General features: G+C 57.4%; 16 protein-coding genes. 6 read left to right on the top strand and 10 right to left on the bottom strand.

Going from position 1 to position 18567, the window contains the following annotated elements:
* The first annotated feature begins 309 nt into the window (after positions 1–309).
* Genes LL947_RS00925 through LL947_RS00905 form a run of 5 tightly spaced genes read left to right on the top strand, consistent with a single transcriptional unit; the run spans position 310 to position 7351 of the window.
* Positions 310–1641, top strand: a complete 1332-nt coding sequence (locus LL947_RS00925; protein WP_499833675.1) for a GGDEF domain-containing protein — start codon at positions 310–312, stop codon at positions 1639–1641.
* Positions 1642–1664: 23 nt separating this feature from the next.
* On the top strand, positions 1665–4022 hold the full coding sequence (locus LL947_RS00920; RefSeq protein WP_499833674.1) for a sensor histidine kinase: 2358 nt from the start codon (positions 1665–1667) through the stop codon (positions 4020–4022).
* The gene (locus tag LL947_RS00915) at positions 4022–5368 is read left to right on the top strand and encodes a sensor histidine kinase (protein WP_499833673.1); all 1347 of its coding nucleotides are present in this window, start codon (positions 4022–4024) and stop codon (positions 5366–5368) included. Before LL947_RS00920 ends, LL947_RS00915 begins: the two co-directional genes overlap by 1 nt.
* Before the next feature lie 4 nt (positions 5369–5372).
* Positions 5373–5846, top strand: a complete 474-nt coding sequence (locus LL947_RS00910; RefSeq protein ID WP_499833672.1) for a response regulator — start codon at positions 5373–5375, stop codon at positions 5844–5846.
* 23 nt (positions 5847–5869) lie between these two features.
* A complete protein-coding gene (locus tag LL947_RS00905; RefSeq protein ID WP_499833671.1) occupies positions 5870–7351 on the top strand; it encodes a sensor histidine kinase in 1482 nt (493 codons plus the stop codon).
* A gap of 25 nt (positions 7352–7376) precedes the next feature.
* On the opposite strand, the gene LL947_RS00900 is transcribed toward LL947_RS00905, so the two are convergent.
* From LL947_RS00900 to LL947_RS00855, 10 genes are all read right to left on the bottom strand, one after another.
* Positions 7377–8342: a zinc-binding metallopeptidase family protein gene (locus LL947_RS00900; protein ID WP_290823415.1), complete on the bottom strand. Its 966-nt coding sequence runs from the start codon at positions 8340–8342 to the stop codon at positions 7377–7379.
* Positions 8343–8663: 321 nt separating this feature from the next.
* Positions 8664–9479: a phosphonate ABC transporter, permease protein PhnE gene (gene phnE, locus LL947_RS00895; RefSeq protein WP_290823416.1), complete on the bottom strand. Its 816-nt coding sequence runs from the start codon at positions 9477–9479 to the stop codon at positions 8664–8666.
* Positions 9480–9513: 34 nt separating this feature from the next.
* Positions 9514–10350, bottom strand: coding sequence for a phosphonate ABC transporter, permease protein PhnE (phnE, locus tag LL947_RS00890; protein WP_404415385.1), 837 nt, complete (start codon positions 10348–10350; stop codon positions 9514–9516).
* Positions 10347–11186, bottom strand: a complete 840-nt coding sequence (phnC, locus tag LL947_RS00885) for a phosphonate ABC transporter ATP-binding protein (RefSeq protein ID WP_499833670.1) — start codon at positions 11184–11186, stop codon at positions 10347–10349. The genes phnE (LL947_RS00890) and phnC overlap by 4 nt, the downstream gene beginning before the upstream one ends.
* 89 nt (positions 11187–11275) lie before the next feature.
* Positions 11276–12262 carry a phosphate/phosphite/phosphonate ABC transporter substrate-binding protein gene (gene phnD / locus LL947_RS00880; protein WP_499833669.1) on the bottom strand — a complete coding sequence of 329 codons (987 nt, stop codon included), beginning with the start codon at positions 12260–12262 and terminating at the stop codon, positions 11276–11278.
* Between the two features lie 175 nt (positions 12263–12437).
* A complete protein-coding gene (locus tag LL947_RS00875) occupies positions 12438–13136 on the bottom strand; it encodes a polysaccharide deacetylase family protein (RefSeq protein ID WP_499833668.1) in 699 nt (232 codons plus the stop codon).
* Positions 13133–14269, bottom strand: coding sequence for a glycosyltransferase (locus tag LL947_RS00870; RefSeq protein WP_499833667.1), 1137 nt, complete (start codon positions 14267–14269; stop codon positions 13133–13135). Before LL947_RS00870 ends, LL947_RS00875 begins: the two co-directional genes overlap by 4 nt.
* Positions 14266–15444 carry a sulfotransferase gene (locus tag LL947_RS00865; RefSeq protein WP_499833666.1) on the bottom strand — a complete coding sequence of 393 codons (1179 nt, stop codon included), beginning with the start codon at positions 15442–15444 and terminating at the stop codon, positions 14266–14268. The genes LL947_RS00870 and LL947_RS00865 overlap by 4 nt, the downstream gene beginning before the upstream one ends.
* Positions 15441–15884: a GtrA family protein gene (locus LL947_RS00860; RefSeq protein WP_499833665.1), complete on the bottom strand. Its 444-nt coding sequence runs from the start codon at positions 15882–15884 to the stop codon at positions 15441–15443. The genes LL947_RS00865 and LL947_RS00860 overlap by 4 nt, the downstream gene beginning before the upstream one ends.
* Positions 15881–16810, bottom strand: coding sequence for a homocysteine S-methyltransferase family protein (locus tag LL947_RS00855; RefSeq protein ID WP_499833664.1), 930 nt, complete (start codon positions 16808–16810; stop codon positions 15881–15883). The genes LL947_RS00860 and LL947_RS00855 overlap by 4 nt, the downstream gene beginning before the upstream one ends.
* 137 nt (positions 16811–16947) lie before the next feature.
* Here LL947_RS00855 and LL947_RS00850 point away from each other — a divergent pair, with 137 nt between their 5' ends.
* The gene (locus LL947_RS00850) at positions 16948–18555 is read left to right on the top strand and encodes a gamma-glutamyltransferase family protein (protein WP_290823425.1); all 1608 of its coding nucleotides are present in this window, start codon (positions 16948–16950) and stop codon (positions 18553–18555) included.
* The last annotated feature ends 12 nt before the right edge of the window (positions 18556–18567 follow it).

Raw genomic sequence — 18567 nt, 5'->3', positions numbered from 1 at the left:
CCAAGGGCCTACTCTATAAACAGAAACACCATGACCAGAAACGCAGAATCCTCGTAACACTCGCTGGCGTGTAGACCGCTCGCTGAAGCCTTTCAGTTCACTGGCTTCCCGGCAAGCTGTCTACGTTACCGTCATCAAAAGTGTTGAGAAAGATGCCTGACGCGGCGGTACAGCTGAAAAGTTTCTTTATGTTAATCTAGAGGTAAAAATGCAACTCAGCCACTGGCGGGTGTGCATTTGTGCAGCATCTGGCAGAGTGTTGGTTCGACCTTGTCAAACGGGCAATTCCTTGAGTTTCAGAACATCATTATGCAAGCAATCAACATACTACTGATCGAGGATGAAGACGGCGATGCCGGCCTGGTCCGCTACAGCCTCAAGTTCAGCGGTAGCGAACACCAGATTACCTGGCTGAAAAGCCTGGAGGCATTGAACCGGCACCTTGAGATACGTGATTCAGCAGTGGATGTCATTCTGCTTGACCTCAACCTGCCAGACTCCAACGGGCTGGAAACTGTTTTCCGCTGCAAGTCCATGGCGCGCAATACACCGATCGTGGTGCTGACTGGCCATGATGACATGGATTTTTCCCTGAGAGCTCTGGAAGCCGGCGCTCAGGATTATCTGATCAAGAACCAGCTGAAAGCTGAAAACCTGCTTCGTGCCATCCGATATGCCATGGAGCGCCATCATCTGGAGCAGCGTCTACAGCAATCAGAAGAGTTGATGATGGCGGCAATAGAAGGCGGTGACCTGGGCGTCTGGGAATGGAACCTGAAAGATGACAGCTACTACAACAGTGAGCGCCTGCTTGAGAACATCGGATTTGGCAAAGACGACCCTGAATTACCGACGTCTGCTTCACAATGGATGAAACAGATTCACCCGGATGACCAGAACGCTTTTCATAACGCACTCAACGACCACTTGAATAACCAGACCCAACGCTACCAGAGCGAGTTCCGTTTACAGCACAAAGAGGGGCATTGGGTCTGGCAGTTCGCCTCCGGCCATGTGGTCAGTTGGGACAGTGATGGCAAGCCAGAGCGTATGGTGGGTATTCATCAGGATATTTCCGAACGCAAAGCCATGGAAGAACAGTTGCGTACCCTGGCCATGCATGACCCCCTGACCGGTTTGCTCAACCGGCGCAGTTTCATGAACGCCATGAACAGTGAATATGGCAGAGTCAAACGCTATCAGGGCCATGCAGCCAGCATTCTGATGCTGGATATCGACCATTTCAAGAAGGTCAACGATACCTATGGCCATGCAATGGGCGACATTTTTCTTAAAGCGTTTGCCATCACTATAACGGATAACCTGCGTGAAAATGACATCTTTGGACGTCTTGGGGGAGAGGAATTTGCCGTCCTGCTGCCGGATACCCCTCTGGAAGGAGCCATTAAAGTAGCGGAAAAGGTCCGCGCCAGCGTTGAAGCCATGCGGGTGGATGCCGATGGTAAGGCCCTTGGCATTGCCACCAGCGTCGGGGTAGATGAATTATGCGCCACTGATAGTCGTCCGGATGGGGCGCTGGCCCGTGCAGATACTGCGCTTTACAAGGCAAAGCAGAAGGGTCGAAACCGGGTATGTCAGCAGATTGATGCAGTGAACGACACTGCTATGCCCTCTGAGTAGGTCACATTACACCGAGAACATTTATGCGCCCGATGACTGATCCGCCGCCTTCGTTGATCTGGTTTTTTCTGTTTGTGCTGTTCATACCCCCCGCCTATACCCAGGCAATGCCAACCCCCCCTCTGGGAATATTTGCCAATCGCGATACAGCGTCCGGTGACGCGCGCTTTGCGCCGGTGGTCGACGCCATACGTTGGGCCTTGCCCAGTCAGGCAGTCCGCATGGAGACCCTATCGCTTAAAAACTTTGTCCCCCTACAGGATGACCGGCCATTGCAACGGGCCGATCGCGATCTCGGCGTTGCCCCCTTTACACCAGAAGATCTGACCCTCTGGCAGCAGTTACTACAACGCTATGGCAAGAGTCTCTGGCTGATGATCGGGCTAGCGGCTGGCATCATCATTGCCATGCTGTTGCTGTTGCTACTCTATTTAAGGACGTCACGCCTTTTTCAGCGTTTTAATGCCCTTTTCTATTACTCGCCCAGCGCCAAACTGCTGTTGCACATCAATAAAGACGGCATCCCCCTTGTGTCGGAGAGCAACCTGGCGGCAAACGCGCTTTTTCAGGCTGACAGTAAAAGAGACCTGATTGGCAAGGGCATTCTTGACCTCTCACCTACCTACCAGGCGGATGACAACCTCTCCACCCAGCTGGCTGGAGAGCTGCTCAAGCGTGCCAATGACGGCCCCCAGTCTTTTTATTGGCACATAATTGATTTATACGGAGAACAGATCAAGACTGAAGCCAAGCTGATCAAATTCAACAAGAGTGCCTTGATTGACAGGCTCGACCGCGCGCCCACTTACCTTGTCGCCTTGCACAACATCACGCAGCAGGAGAGGGAACACGCTGCGCTGGAAGCCGAGCGTAATGCCTTGAAAAACATTCTGTGGGGCACCGCCGCAGGCACCTGGGAGTGGAACGTCCAGACCGGCGAAACGCGCTTCAATGAACGTTGGGCAGGTATGGTCGGTTATCAGCTGGAAGAGATTTCACCTACCTCTATCCACACCTGGATGGCATTTTGCCACCCGGATGACCTGCCCCATTCCGAGGCCATGCTGAACGAGCATTTTGCCGGAAAACGCGATGCCTATGATGTGGAAGTCCGTATGCATCATCGCGATGGTTCCTGGATATGGGTGCAGGACAGAGGCCGCGTGGTTTCATGGGACGAGAAGGGTAAGCCGCTGTGGATGGCCGGCACCCACAGCGATATTACAGCGCGCAAAACCGCTGAAACCCAGGCCCAGGTGGCCATGGAGCAGACTCGTCGGCATGCCGCGCTGTTGCCCGGTATGCTTTACCAGTTCTGGCAGCATCCGGATGGACGATGTAGCTTTCCCTATGTCAGCCAGGGGATTGAAGACATTTATGGGTTCACGCCAGAGGCGGTACACGACGATGCTCACAAGGTTTTCGCGCTGATCGATCCAGCAGATCGTCAAAGGATTGCTGATTCCACCCGGCACTCTGCCAATCAGCTGACAACCTGGCGAGCCCATTATCGCATCAACCACCCAAGTGGCCATCAACTCTGGGTGGAGGGGATTGCCACGCCAGAACGCCTGGAAGATGGCAGCACGCTATGGCATGGCTATATTCGAGATATCAGCGATGAACATGCCACTCAGCTGGAGCTGGAGCAGTATCGCACCTCGCTGGAGCGCTCCAATAGAGAGCTGGAACACTTTGCCTATGCCGCCTCCCACGACCTGCGCCAGCCGCTGCGCATGGTCACCAGCTATGCTCAGCTCCTGGAGCGCCAACTCGGTGATGATCTGGACGAAGATACCAGCACCATGCTGCATTTCATGCATGAAGGCGCCCAACGCATGGACAGCATGCTGCTGTCACTATTGGATTACTCCCGGGTAGGCCGCAAGGGACAGCCCATGCAGGTGATAACACTCAGGGAAGCCATTGATGAAGCTATGCATTTTCTGACACCGGCTATTCGTGAAGCCGGTGCCCATTTCGACATTGACGATGGCTGGCCACGGGTTTACGCCAGCCCAGATGAAATGACCCGGCTTTTCCAGAACCTGCTCAGTAACGCGTTGAAGTACCGAGCGCCTGGCCAGGACGTGACCATCGGCCTGCATGTTGCGCTCAGCGCCGATGCCAGCACCTGGCAGGTGACCGTCAGCGATAACGGCATTGGCATTGCGCCGGAACAACAAGACCGCCTGTTCAAGGTGTTTCAGCGTCTGCATACTCGCCAGCAATACGAAGGAACCGGGGTTGGGCTGGCGATCTGCCGCAAGATCGTGGAACGCCACGGTGGCAAGATCTGGGTGGCGTCCGAGGGGGAACACCAGGGCAGCCGGTTTATTTTTACCTTACCTCGACAGCTTCCCGGCCGGGATGATCGATAATGTGCACCTACAGACGACTCTATCAGTCTCTAGCCGTCATACTGACCATGCTTGTTGCCGGTCCCAGCTGGGCCATGCCCGACTTCGAGAGCTTTTTCTCCCGACACTCTGCTCCCATGTGGATGGTTGATGTCGAGACCGGCATCATCGAGCGTGCAAACTCTTCCGCCAAAGCCTTTTACGGGTTTGAACAACTGGAAGGCATGCACCTCAATCAGATCAATTTATTGAACGCTGCACAGATCGATAGCGAAATTCGCCGCGCGGCCGCGGCCAAGGCCAGCCATCTGTATTTTCGACACCGCCTGGCGGATGGCAGCGTCAAGGTGATGGGCACCTATACCGACTCTTTCCAGGTCAATGGGCGTGAGGTACTGATTTCATCTCTGTATGACACCAGCGACTTTGAAGCGTCCGCCGAGCGTCAGTATATGAGACGTGTGGAGGAGCAGGTCGACCTGCAAACGGCTGAGCTTCAGGCATCCCGCCAACGCACTTTCTGGATGGCCGTGATTGGGACGGCCGTTCAGATAGGCGTGATCGTTATTCTGATGGCGCTGTTAATGCGTTTGCGCCGTACTCGCACAGAAAACCAGCGCCTTATCAGAGAACTTTCCTTTCGTAACCGGGAACTGGAAAGGTTGAGCCAGGTGATGGCCCACCACTTTCAGGAGCCCAGCCGTCGACTGGTCAGCTTTGCCCAGGAGCTGTCGCAGCAGCTTTCTGATCAACGCGCACAGCAGATATCGCCTCAACCTCAGACGACTGTCACACTGAACACGCAAAGCACCCAGACAGCGGTTGACTTTATTGATAGTCAGGCACGCCAGCTCAGAGCGCTGGTTAATGATATCCAGCGCTACCTCAGCCTGGAGATGACGTTCAAACCGGAGATTATCGATGTTGAAGCCCTGATTGAAAACGTCTGTGCCGAGCCTGCATTATCTCCTTTGAGGCTGAGCGATGCACTGGAGATAGTCGCGCCCTTACCTGCCGTCAAGGCCGATGAGCGCCAGCTCAGGATGATCTTCCATGTTCTGCTGCACAACGCCTGGCTTTACCGCCGCTCCGACAAACCGCTCAGAGTGCGCATTTCGGCACTCCCCCTTGGCAACAACGCCAGGTTCCGGATCGAGGATAATGGCAGTGGCATCAGTCCGGAATACCGTACCCAGGTGCTCGAGATGTTTACCCGTCTGGTGCCTCACAATGAACGCTACCCTGGCACAGGCATGGGGCTGGCACTGGTCGTAAAGGCGTTACGCAACCTGGATAGCAAGATCGTCATGGAAGATGGTATTGATGGCGGCATAGCCGTACTGTTTGATTTACCCCTAGCGAGGTGATTGCTTGGATATTCCATCCTCTGAAACGTCGTCCAACGCCTATTCACAGGAAGGTCTGGATGATTTTGTCGTACTGCTGGTGGAAGACGAACCTGCTGACGTCCACTTGACCCGTATGGCCTTCAGGAAGAGCCGGCTGCTGGTCAAAATGTTTGATGTCGGAGACGGCGTTGAGGCACTGGCGTTTCTGCGACAACAGGCCCCCTATCAGGACGCTCCACGCCCGGATATCATTCTGCTTGATCTGAATATGCCACGCATGGATGGCAAGACCCTGCTGCAACATCTCAAGCAGGACGACAATCTCAAGCGGATTCCAGCGATTGTGCTCACCACCTCGGAAGCGGAATCGGATATTGTCGATACCTATGATCTGGGCTGCGCCGGTTTTGTCACCAAACCCGTTGACCTGGTGCAGTTCCTGCAGGCGATACAGAACGTCGAAGACTACTGGCTGACGCTGGTCAAACGTCCATAATGAGCTACCCCAGGCAAGGCACCATGTTCCCAGACACCCAGCAGGTGGATTATCAGGCTCTCGCTGAGCACCACCCTTTCATGCTCAACCGTTTTCTGCCCGATACCACCCTGGTGTTTGCCAATCGCCCAATGGCGGCGTTCTTCGGCGCTACGCCAGAGACCATGATCGGCCAGCGCTGGCTGGATGCCTGCCAACATGACGAGCAGCAAAAATGGATTGATCTTTACCCGGCATTCACGCCAGACGCCCCTCGCCACGCTATCCTCAACCAGGTACAGGACGCTGCGGGTCAGCCACGCTGGGTAGAGTGGACCAATACGGCCTTTTTCAATGCGGCAGGCGAAATCAGCTATTTTCAGGGCGTAGGCATTGACGTCACCCAAAGAGTCATCGCCCAGCACCAACTGGAAGAGAAGGAAAAACGCTATTCACTGGCCCAACAAGCTTCAGGCTTTGGTATCTGGGACTGGTACCCCCAGCGAGACGAGATCCTCTGGGATGAACATTGCTATCAGATGCTGGGGCTAGCGCCTTGTAACACCCCGCTAAGCTTTGCCGAGTGGCAGGCGCACTTGCATCCGGAGGATGTTGAACGCTGCAGCAGCGCGATTTCCCGCCAGCTCGAGACGGGTGACGAGTTCATTATTGAATTTCGCCATCAGAAGGCGCAAGGCTACCGTTGGGTTCAGGGGCGTGGCCAGGTCGTCGAACATGATGCCCAGGGCAATCCTGTTCGCTTGATTGGCGTTCACTTGGATATTCACACGCTCAAGGAAACCCAGCTGGAACTGACTCGCTCCAATCAAGAACTTGAGCAATTTGCCTATGCCGTTTCCCACGACCTCCGCCAGCCCCTGCGCATGGTCAACAGCTACCTGCAACTGCTGAAACAGGAACTGGGCAACGACCTGAGCCATGACGCCAAAGAAATGATTGGCTTTGCCCGTGAAGGCGCCGAACGCATGGATGCGATGATTCTGGGCATTCTCAACTATTCACGGGTGGGTCGTAAAACCTCACCCATGGCCTGGGTTAATACTCAGGAACTACTGGATGAAGTCCTCGGCTACCTCAAACCCAAGCTGCAGGAAACGGGCGGACACATTGAGGTACGCGGTGACTGGCCCGAGATGTACGTCAGCCGCGATGAACTGGTGCGCCTGTTGCAGAACCTGCTGCACAATGCCCTTAAATATGTGGATCTAAACACACCCCCCAGGGTGGTTATTACAGGCCAACAATCTGATGATCGCTGGTATGTCACGGTCGAAGACAACGGCATAGGCATTGCGCCTGACCAGCAGGACCGCCTGTTTCGGGTATTTTCACGCCTACAGCCGCGCAGCCGGTTTGATGGCACAGGCATTGGCCTGGCCGTGTGCAAACGTATTGTCGAGCATCACGGTGGCTACATAGAGGTTGTTTCTCCCGGCGACGGCCAAGGCAGCTGTTTCCGGTTTGCCCTGCCGTCCCATGCGGAATCATCCACACCCGGTCAATAAAACGACCGCCGATAGATGATCAGCATCAACGTCCTTGAGCACCACGTCGCAACCAGTCATGAACAAAGGCCAGCTTGCGGTGAGCCGCCTCGGAAAGCACAAAGGGATAAATGTCCGACAGCCCCATGGAACGGTTGACGTGGTTGACCCGCATCACCAGATTGGCGGCAACATTAACCAGCACCTTGGTATCCGGTTCTGCATAAGGGTCCCAGCGATGGCTCGGCATTTCGGGGGTTAAAAGGCCGGTGGCAATAAAACTGTCGGTAATATCGGTCAGGTGCAGAAGATGTGCGGTCGTTTCTGCCCAATCTTCATGGGGGTGCGCTGACGCGTAGGACGTCAGGTAGAAAAGCTCCCAGTCTTGAGGCGGCCCTTGTATATAATGCTGTTCTAGTGCAGCGCCATAATCAGCGCGCTCATCGCCAAACATCTCACGGAAAGCCGCCAGAAAATCCTCACGCAGGCTAAGGCGCCACCACAGCATGTGGGCAATTTCATGGCGCATGTGTCCTATCATGGTTCTGTAAGGCTCTTTCAGCGCTTCTTTACGCGTCACACGTACCACAGGGTCGGCTTCAGAGACGCTAATAGTCACTATGCCCTCGCCATGCCCCATCGGCGCCAACGTATAACCATCGGCAAGCATGTGAAAAACAGGGCGTGTACCCGGATCTTCTGGCCTGAACCAGTGCCAGCGGCCAAGGTTATCGATCACCCAGCGCTTGGCCGCTTCGGTTTCCGCCCAGTTGGGAATGACATCGGGAATGTCCAGGTCAGGAGCCAATGCCGTCATCGCACATGAACGGCAGAAAGCGCCCTGCTCAGGCGCAATCCAGTTACAGCCAATCACATCCCGGTTAACACAGAAGGGTGGTGTCGGCAGAAAAGCACGGGCCTGGGGGTCATAGGCAACCGGCGTGCCCTCAGCGGTCAACAGGTTGTGGAACCATAGCGTTCCACCACCGACCGGGTTTGAAAATGACTGCATTACTTAACATGCCCCTTGATAATTGAAAAACACGAAACTTCGAAAGGCATATAAGAACCACCAGAAGCCGCATTTATCGCTAATTATTTCAACATCATAGCATTCATGACGTATCTATAATGATTTATGCATAAGCGTAATGAATTGCGACAACTATATAAATGAGAAGTTTAATTCGATAAATAAAAGAGACATTCTCGTGATTTGATAATACTGACCGCTTAGCTTGAAAACCCTGTCTCTCGAACCTGTTGGCATGACAACATCATGAGCTATATCGATAGCTCATGATAGGCATCCGTTCTAAGCGAGCAAAGACTGTCAGATAATGGCGTGGCGAACCCTGGCTGAAATCCATTCCGAGACCAGGACGGTGGCAAAAATCATCACAAAGATGACACTCACCTGATCCCAGGCCAGGCTGTTGATAGACGCATTCAACTGCAGGCCAATACCACCCGCCCCCACCAGCCCCAGCACGGTTGATTCGCGAATATTGATATCCCATCGATACACGCTGATACCGGCAAAAGCAGGCAATATCTGGGGCAGAACGCCGTAGCTCATCACCTGCATACGGCTGGCGCCGGTAGCCGCAATGGCTTCGACAGGCGTGGGGTGAATCTCCTCAATCGCCTCATAGAGCAGTTTGCCCACAAAGCCGATCGAGCGCAGCGCAATGGCAATAATGCCTGCCAGCACACCCGGCCCCAGAATCGTCACCAGCAGCATGGCCCAGATCAGGGAGTTGATTGATCGCGATGAGACGATCACCGTGAGCGCCAGGCTGCGAATCAGAGGATGCGGCGAGGTATTACGGGCAGCGAGAAACGCCACTGGAAAGGCCATCAGGATGCCCAGCGCCGTACCCAGAGTGGCAATATTGAGAGTATCCCACATGGGCAGCCAGAGTTGATGGGCATAGGTCCATTCAGGCGGCAGCATTCGGCTGATCAGATCCGTTCCCTGGCGACCGGCATCTTCGACAAATACCCACATGGTATTATCGGAGATGACTTTCCAACACAGCAGAAACAAGCTGATACCTGCCAGCCAGGCCAGATAGCCAAGCCATTGTGCCTTGGTGGTTCGCAGGCGCCACTGAGGCTGCCCCTGAGAAGAAGTGGAAACAGGCATGGTGCACTCCTTGACGTTATTGGCTGAAAACAGGCTACTGCGTCCAGCGCCGCACAAAACTTGAGCTGTACTCGGACAGCAATACGATGGCGATGATGATCAGCAGTACCGCGGCAGAAGTATCGTATTCGTAGCGGTTGATCGAGGTATTCAGGGTCGCGCCGATACCCCCTGCACCGACTATCCCGATGACTGCTGATTCGCGGAAGTTGATATCCAGGCGATACATGGAAAGCCCGATCAGACGCGGCATGACCTGAGGCTGAACGGCGTAATTCAGGGTTTGCCACCAGCCACCGCCGGTGGCACGCACCGCTTCCACCTGGCGCTCGTCAAGGTCTTCGATATCTTCTGCCAACAGCTTGGCCATGAAACCAATGGTGGCAAACGCCAGGGTAATCATCCCTGCAAAGGGGCCAAAGCCGAACATCACCACAAACAGGATGGCAATAATCACTTCCTGAAAGGTGCGCGAGACCGCGATTATCCCGCGACATACCCAATAGATCGGCAGTGGCGCAATATTACGCGCAGCCCCAAGGCCGACCGGCACAGCCAGCGCCACACCGATCACGGTGGATGTCACCGTCATGGTCAGGCTTTCCAACAAACCTGCCCAGATATCATCCCAGCGGCTGATAAAGTCGGGGCGGGTAAAGGCCGCCAGAAACTCCAGCCCTCGCCCGGCACCTTCGGCAACCCTGGCCCAGTTAACCTCAACGCTGCTCAGCGCCAGAATCAGGTAAACCACCAGACCCACCCACAGGGCCAGGCGCAGGAAAGGAGACTGAATCAAGGGCCGCCGACGCCACCGCCCGGCCTGAGCTTCCTGCTGGCGCTGTTCGCTGAGCGCTGCTTCGATCGGCTTCACCGCACACCTCCTGCGGCAACCCTTGCCATTGGCGTCGGCGGTGTTGGGACATCCCGTTCATCAACCGCATCATCTTCTGGCTCGGGGGTTGTATCCCAGTCCTCCTCACCGTAGATGGTGGTCAGAATGTCGCTGGTCAGTTCACCGGGCGGGCCATCAAAGACAATCTCACCGGCGCGCAGGCCAACGATACGGTCCGCAAACTGCTGGGCCAGCGCCACATCATGGATATTGATAATGGCGGCCAGCCCCCGTTCAGCGCATAACTCACAAATCAGACGCATGATCTGGCGGGAGGTTTTCGGGTCCAGGCTGGCCGTAGGCTCATCCACCAGCAGCAGCTTGGGGCTTTGCAACAAGGCTCGAGCGATACCCACGCGCTGGCGCTGCCCGCCGGAAAGGGCGTCCGCGCGTTTATCCAGGGCATGGGGAAGGCCAACCCGCTCGAGCAGGCGAAAGGCTTCCAACACGGCCGATTGCGGATAGCGGCGCAAGAAACTGCGCCAGAAGCCCACATAGCCCAACTGACCAGAAAGCACGTTCTCCATCACGGTCAAGCGGTCGACCAGGGCATATTCCTGAAAGATCATCCCCATGGAACGCCGCGCATGACGCAGCTTCTGACCGGAAAGCCGGGTCAGCTCGGTACCGTCCAGCGTCACACTGCCTTCGGTCGGCTCTACCAGCCGGTTAACGCAGCGAATCAGGGTACTTTTACCTGCGCCGGAAGGGCCAATCAGGGCCATCACCTGGCCTTTGGGCAACGCCAGTTCAATATTGGTCAGGGCGCGATCCCCGGTCGGGTAGCGCTTGCCCAGGCCGCTTAACTTCAGCATGGTCTCAATCCCGTTTTTAGCTTGCCTGATACAGCAATACGGCCAGAAGGCAAGCCTTCTGGCCGTCAACATCTTGTTGAATCAGCGATTTAATCGCAGTCGTAGGTCACGCCGTTGGCATCAGCAATGGTGCGAATCACATTCCAGTGTTGCTCATAAGTAATAGGAATAAACTGGGCCTCACCGGAATTGGCAAACTCGGCTTCCAGGGCTGAACCCTCCCAGTCGTAGCTGAAGAAAGCCTCCTGGATCTGCTCCTGAAGCTCAGGCGTCAGATTATGGGCCGTGCCGTAAGCGGTGGTCGGGAAAGTTTCGGAGGTAAAGATAGAAACGTAGTCATCTTCATCAACCACGTCTCGCGCCAGCATGCGGTTGAGCACGGAGTTGGCTACGGCAGCGGCTTCATAGTCCTTGTTGACGACGCCCAGAATGGAGTTGTCGTGAGAACCGGAAAATGCCGTTTCAAAGTCTTCGTCGGCTTCCATGCCATACTCGGAACGCAACAGCGCCGAGGGTGCGCGGAAACCGGAGTTGGAAGTGGGTGATGTAAACGCCAGCTGGCTGCCCTGAATATCTTCAACACTCTCGATGTCGCTGCCCGGGTAGGTAATGATTTCCATCTCATACCCGAAACTACCGTCTTCTGCCGCCATGATGGTAAACGGACGGAAGCCGCCACAGTTGACCGCAACCGGTACACCGCCGGTGTTGAAACCCGCCACATGCAGCCGGCCTGCGCGCAAGGCTTCCTGCTGAGCGGCGTTGGACTGCACCGGGAAGAACTGTACCCGCTTGCCGGTGGCCTCAGCCAGGTGGTCAAGGAAGTCCGACCATACGTCCGCATAAACAGCCGGGTCTTCCACAGGGGTATAGGCAAAGATCAGGGTATCAGGGTCGACCCACTGGGATTCGTCGGCGGGAATGTCCGCCACCAGGTCGCCATCATTGTCGTTATAACGTGACGACATATCAGCGCTTACCTGCAGGGCGGCAAGGCTGAAAGCACCGGTAATGGCAACGCTGAGCAGCGAACGCAGAAAGGAATGCTGTTTAGGCGGATGAGTATGAACGCGCATGGAGCACCTATAGGGGATAGGGGTGAAAACATTATTGACAATCCAATCCTTGCAGACCCGAATGACGTTTCCACGACAGCTCCATGACACTTGAATGACATCCGAGACGAGCTCACACAGTTGACCCGCCGTATTCCTCTTACTTGAGGGGTTTTCAAGCGCTAGACACTCACTCTCAACTAGCGTCCTGACCATCCATTCGCCGGGAGGTCCATCCACCACGTATAAACCCCATCAGGTCATCGGCCAGCAGCAGCTCACCATCCTGCGGGTGAATGCCAATGCGCAATGGGCGCCCCTGACGCCGGGCCTTTCGGGCCTGAACGCCATTCCAGGTGCGCAAAAAAATGGCGCGCAAGCGGGTATCCGCTTCAAACCCCACCAATGGCAGAGGCTCAAGCTGGCCGGAGCGAGTATCCAGCAGGCCACGGGTAACCTCGATACGCCGATAGGGCAACATCGCCCAGCGTGCCTTGGGCAAGGCCCCAAGCGCCCAGGCGGGGGGCACGTAGCTGCTGGGTGCTGGCAGGCCATGGCGGTCAAACCAGGCAGCACTGCCGTGCATGAGCGTCTCTATACCTTCTGCGTCCAGGGCCAGGTGTTCGGCTACATCGCGGGAGATCAGGGCGGCGTGCAAACGATGCCAGAGGCCTTTTACATGCGCCGCCTTGTGGTGCCAGCCGTGGGCGGCAAGCTCAATGCCCTGGGCCGACCAGTCGGCCAGTTGGCGAATATCCTCCGCCTGCCAATCCCGCCCCGGCACCACCAGCAGGGTAATGGCGTCATGGCCGTTATCCTGAAGCTGCTCTATCAGCCAGCGTACCCGCTCCAGGGTTTCAGGCATCACATCATGAATGCTGATCAAGGCCTTCATGGCCGCCCTCCCCGTGCGTGGTCGGCCAGCACGTCCAACCATTGCGCCACAGTTTGCTGGTTCAGTGTGATAGCCGCCTGGCGGGCCTGCAGTGCCTTTTCCTGCCAGCGTTCAGCGGGCCAGGCCGCCAGGGTATCAAGTACATCGGCCACGCTCTCCCCCTGGCGCAGCGGAATCAGCACGTCCGCCAACTGCTGCCAATCGTGGATACCGGCATTCTCGGAAACCAGCGCTGGCCGACCGCGAGACAGGGCTTCCAGGGCAATCGAGCCGAACGTTTCCATATGCGAAGGCAGCACCAGAAGGCTCGACTGATCGATCAAGGCGCGCAGATCATCGCGGCTCAGCCAGCCTCTGTAATCAAGATTATCAAGCTCCCTGGCCGCCTGCTCGACGACCTTGCGCAGCGGCCCGTCACCGCCTATAACAAAATTCAGTTCAGGATGGCATCGGGCAGCTTTAATAAAGGCATCAATATTCTTTTCCGCCGCCAGCCTTCCTGCATAGCAGACCTGGGCCAGGGCTCCTGGTGGAGGCACTGCTGGCGCGGCCAGAAATCCCGGTTCCAGCGGGGTTCCCATGATATCTACCTGAGGCGCACCCAGGCGCTTAACCTGTTGCACAAGATCACTGTTATTGACCAGCACGGTGCCACTGCGGCGGCTGATAAAGCGGTTAATGCCTTGCAGAAAGCCATTGATCACGCGCTTTTTGACAGGCCCCCAGTACAGATCGGCCAGCCCCTCAAAATCCGTGTGATAGGCAGAAATAAAGCCGCAGCCATGACGCCGCGCCATCCATAGCCCCAGCATGCCAAAAGGCCCGGGCGTGACGCTGACAATGATATTGGGGCGTAACTCGGCCATCTGGCGGTTAACCCGCCACAGATTGGGCACCACCAGCCGCTGGGTGGCATCTCCGGGTAGCGGGACAGAAAGAATATTCACCCGCCCACGCGGCTTGGGCTGGAGGGTTTCCACAGCGGCCACCTGGTGGTGTAAATGAGCCAGCAAGTCATGATAGTAGGCGCCCGTGCCATTACGCTCGGCCAGTGAATCCGAGAAGATCGCCACACGTAGTTGTCCGGCCACCAGCCGCGGCACCTCGGATGAATACTCGGCAGTCTTGTTCACGGCGTTATCCGCTTTCGGTGAGGAAGAGCCATCAACTGATAGTAGAGAGGTAATAGGCGTTGCTCAAGCACTGAGCGAGGTAATGCCAGAGTATCACCGCTATTGGCGCGCGGGCGGTGGGGGCGCTTCGGCAGCGCAAGGAGATGAGTTTTCAGCCGCTCGCTGGCTTCAACCTCTAACTGCTCAAGGACTGCGGGAATCACCTCACCGGGGGCCGCACCCAGGTCGGCCATATCCACCACGGCTGCCCGTCGGATTGGCCAACGGGCCAGGGTCTTGGTCATATGATCCAGGGTGTCCGCGAACTGATCGGCAAACAGCTGCTGAAAGGCGTCAGCGTTGACGGCGCTGCCAAACAGCGCATGGGCGCTTTCGATGGAGCTGACCTGGGAGTTCAGGGCCGCCAGCGGCTCGCGCGCGCAGATAATAAAGCGCCCATCCGGGCACAACGCATAAAGCCCCTCCAGCCAGCTGCCGAAGGCGGCATTCTTGGACAGCAGACGCCGCTGGCCACCGTCCACATACAGATGGCGCTGCAGGCAGCTGTAATAGAAGCTCAGCAAACGCTTCCGCCGCGCTGGCGGCATTTGTTGATCCAGATGGCCAAGCTGCTGCAGACCAAGGGCAGCAGGAAAGGCCAGCAGCATGATAAAGCAGCCCGCCACCGGCAGCAGCGCCAGATAGTCTTCTTCGGCCACCTCCAGCCCCACTTCGTGAATATCATCCAGCCCGCCTGCAAGGCGTCGCGTCAGGGCGTTTACACCGCGCTGCCCCGGCCCACCCAGGCACTGATCCAGCCAGGCCAGGGCGTGAATGATTTTGCGCTGCACAATGGACGGCGCCAGCAGCGCCTCCCAGGTGGTCAAGGTGGTATAGCGTTCGTGGTCGACGGCCAGGGTACGGTGCAGAAAAGTGGTGCCACTGCGCGGGATGCCGGTCACAAATAAAGGCGCTTTTATGATGACCTTGCGGTAACCAGGAAACAGCAGCTCATCCAGCAGCAGGCAGACCGCATGGATCAGCTGCACCAGCAAGAACAGCGGCATGCCCAACAGCAGGACAGCGGCGCGTCGGAACGTCATGGGTGCCAGCGGGTCGCGCCAGCGCACCAGCGCACTCAGCCACCAGCCCAGATAGCGGCCAAGCCCTTCGGCCAGGGTGCGTAGATGCTTCATGGCTCCTTGAATACCAGCTGATGAGATACTACGTAATTAAAGCTCATGCCCACCAGGCCTCCCAGCCAGACCCCCAGCAGAGGCAGCCAGAAGGTGACCTCGGGCATAATACCCATTCGCCCACCCAGCGCCAACGTTAGCGCAAAAACGCCGTAATTAATCAGGCCGCCCAGCGCAAACACCGAGTAGAAGCGCCACAAATCTGCCAGCACATGCCGAAAGCGCCGCCGATGATGGAAGGTAAAATGGCGATTCAGAAAGTAACCGGCGGACATGGCCATAAAGTACGAGAACACCCGCGCCAGATAGACATTGGCATCAAGGCCTTCATGCAACCCGTATAGTGCGCCGATATCGATCAGGGCGATACTGCAGGCCACCATGGCAAAACGCCCGAAGGTGGCCAGAGAACTGCTTGATGTCAGAAGACGCTTGATCATACCTTGAGGTTATCAGGCCTGCAGCAGGATACCAGCGCATAACCTTCACCCTCCAGGCACTGGGCCAGGGCAGCGATATGCGCAGGGCCGACTTCACAGCAACCGCCCACCAGGGTAGCGCCCTGTTCAATCCAGCCCAGGGCAATCTCCGCATAGGTGGCCGGCGCCAGATCCTGTCTTGAGGTCAGTTTGTCCACGGTGCCCCCCGGTTGCAGCGGCGCCACCGAGGTAAAGCCATTGGCGTAACCGCCAAAGGGTACGCCCAACCCGAACAGCTCGCCCATGGCCGCCGTCACCGCTTCAGGTACCGAGCAGTTGACCAGCACCGCCTCGGCGCCTGCGGCAACCACCGCCTTGGCCGCAGCGGCCAGGGGCTCACCGGAACGCAGCCGGGTGCCATCGCCGTCATCCACGGAGAACGCTACCCACACTGGGAAGCGTCTTTCCACCGCTGCCTGGGTTGCGGCAAGCGCCTCGCGGGCCAGCGACATGGTTTCGCACAGAAAGACATCCACGCCCGCGGCCTGCTGCTCTACCAGGCGGCGGTAATCACGCTGGCAGGTCGCCTCATCCGGCACGCTATCCGGATGATAACTGGCCACCAGCGGCGGCAGACAACCTGCTATGCGCACCTCTTTCTGGCCGCTTTCGTCCCGCGCCTGATGGGCCGCCTTTAGCGCCGCAGTGTGCAGCGTCTCAAACATTGCAGGGTCGCCATCACGGGCCAGGCGCTGGGGCGTGGCGCTGTAGTTATTCAGCTTGATCACCCGAGCGCCCGCCGCGATGTAATCCCGGTGAGCAGCGACGACCAATTCAGGTTCATCCAGCATCACCTGGGCAGACCACAGCGGCGTGACTGGGCGCTGGCTGCGCTTTCTCAGCTCCTGGCCCATGCCACCATCAAGCAGTACGATATTTTCTTTCACGTGGCTATTCCCCTACCTGGAGGCCGTCGGGTTGCTATCTTCTTGCCCATCGCCGGTGTAACGTTTCAGGCCGATGGTAAGCGCCGAGGTTACAAGATTCACCTTTCAATCGCGATGACTTTTCAGAAGGATTCAGCATGCAGTCTGACCCGCATTATTACCCCTGCTCCTCACGCCGTCTGGTCACCTTTGGCCAGCATGGCATGGTGGCCACCTCGCAATCCCTGGCGGCCCAGGTAGGTAGCGATATTCTCAGGCAGGGCGGCAATGCCGTGGATGCCGCGATTGCCACAGCCGCGGCGCTGACCGTCGTGGAACCTACCTCCAACGGGCTGGGCAGCGATGCCTTTGCCATTGTGTGGATGAACGGTGAACTGTATGGCCTGAATGCCAGCGGGCCCGCGCCACAAGGCATTTCCTGCGACGCCGTCACCGCGCTTGGGCATAGTGAGATGCCGGCCAACGGCCTGCTGCCGGTGACCGTACCCGGCGCACCGGCGGCCTGGACCGCGCTCTCAGAGCGCTTTGGCAGGCTCGACTTTGCACAGCTGCTCGCCCCGGCCATTCAGCTGGCAGAACGCGGCTTTGCGGTTTCCCCCGTCGTGAGCCAGCTTTGGCAGCAGGCGGAACGCCGCTACCGCCAGTGCGAGCAGCCCGAGTTTAACCACTGGTTTGCTCATTTCGCACCCGCAGGCCATGCACCGCAGCCGGGGGAAAGCTGGCGCTCCGCGGAGATGGCCAGAAGCCTGCAGCGTATCGCTGATACCCGAGGCGAGGCCTTTTATCGCGGCGAGCTGGCAGATGAGATCGACGCCTTTTCACGCCAGCACGGCGGTTTTCTGCGCAAGCAGGATCTGACGGACTTTACGCCGGAGTGGGTCACGCCGATCAGCGTGCGCTACCGCGGCCACGACGTCTGGGAGATTCCGCCTAACGGCAGCGGCATGATTGCCCTGCAGGCGCTGGGCATGCTGGAAACCCTTGGCAACGAGCCACGCAACCCGGCAGACGCCCTGCATCGGCGCATTGAGGCCACCAAGCTGGCCTATGTGGATGGCCTGCATTACATCACTGAGCCCGCTGAGATGGCCGCAAGCCCGGAACAGATGCTGTCAGCAGATTACCTGGCCGCCCGCGCTCGCCTGATTGGCGAACACGCCCTCCTCCCTGAGCATGGCAATCCCATCAAGGGCGGTACCGTCTATCTGGCCACGGCGGATGCGGAAGGCAATATGGTGTCGTTTATCCAGAGCAACTTTGACGGCTTCGGTTCCGGCATGGTGGTGCCAGGTACGGGTATCAGCCTGCAGAACCGTGGCTGGTCGTTTTCACTCAACCCGAACGACGCCAACGTGCTGGCAGCGGGCAAGCGCCCTTACCATACAATTATTCCGGGCTTTATTACCCGCAACCATCAGGCGGTTGGGCCCTTTGGCGTCATGGGCGGTTTCATGCAGCCCCAGGGGCATGTGCAGGTCATCATCGCCCTGCTGGAAGAGCTGCTTAACCCCCAGGCGGCGCTGGATAAGCCGCGCTGGAAGTGGACCCATGGCAGAACGGTGGAGGTCGAACCCGATTTCCCCGACCACCTGGCCCAGGCGCTGGCCCGGCGCGGCCATGCTATTGTCAGAGCCAACGATGGCCTGACCTTCGGGCGCGGCCAGATCATTCTACGCGCACAGGACAACGGCGTTTTACAAGGCGGCACGGAACCCCGCGCTGACGGCGCAGTATTGCCTGTGTAGCGCTCACAGAGG

It is taken from the genome of Halomonas sp. BLK-85 (assembly GCF_044792155.1).
Taxonomy (GTDB): domain Bacteria; phylum Pseudomonadota; class Gammaproteobacteria; order Pseudomonadales; family Halomonadaceae; genus Vreelandella.
Note: the sequence above shows the minus strand (reverse complement) of the source record. Positions and strands in the feature narration are given on the sequence as shown.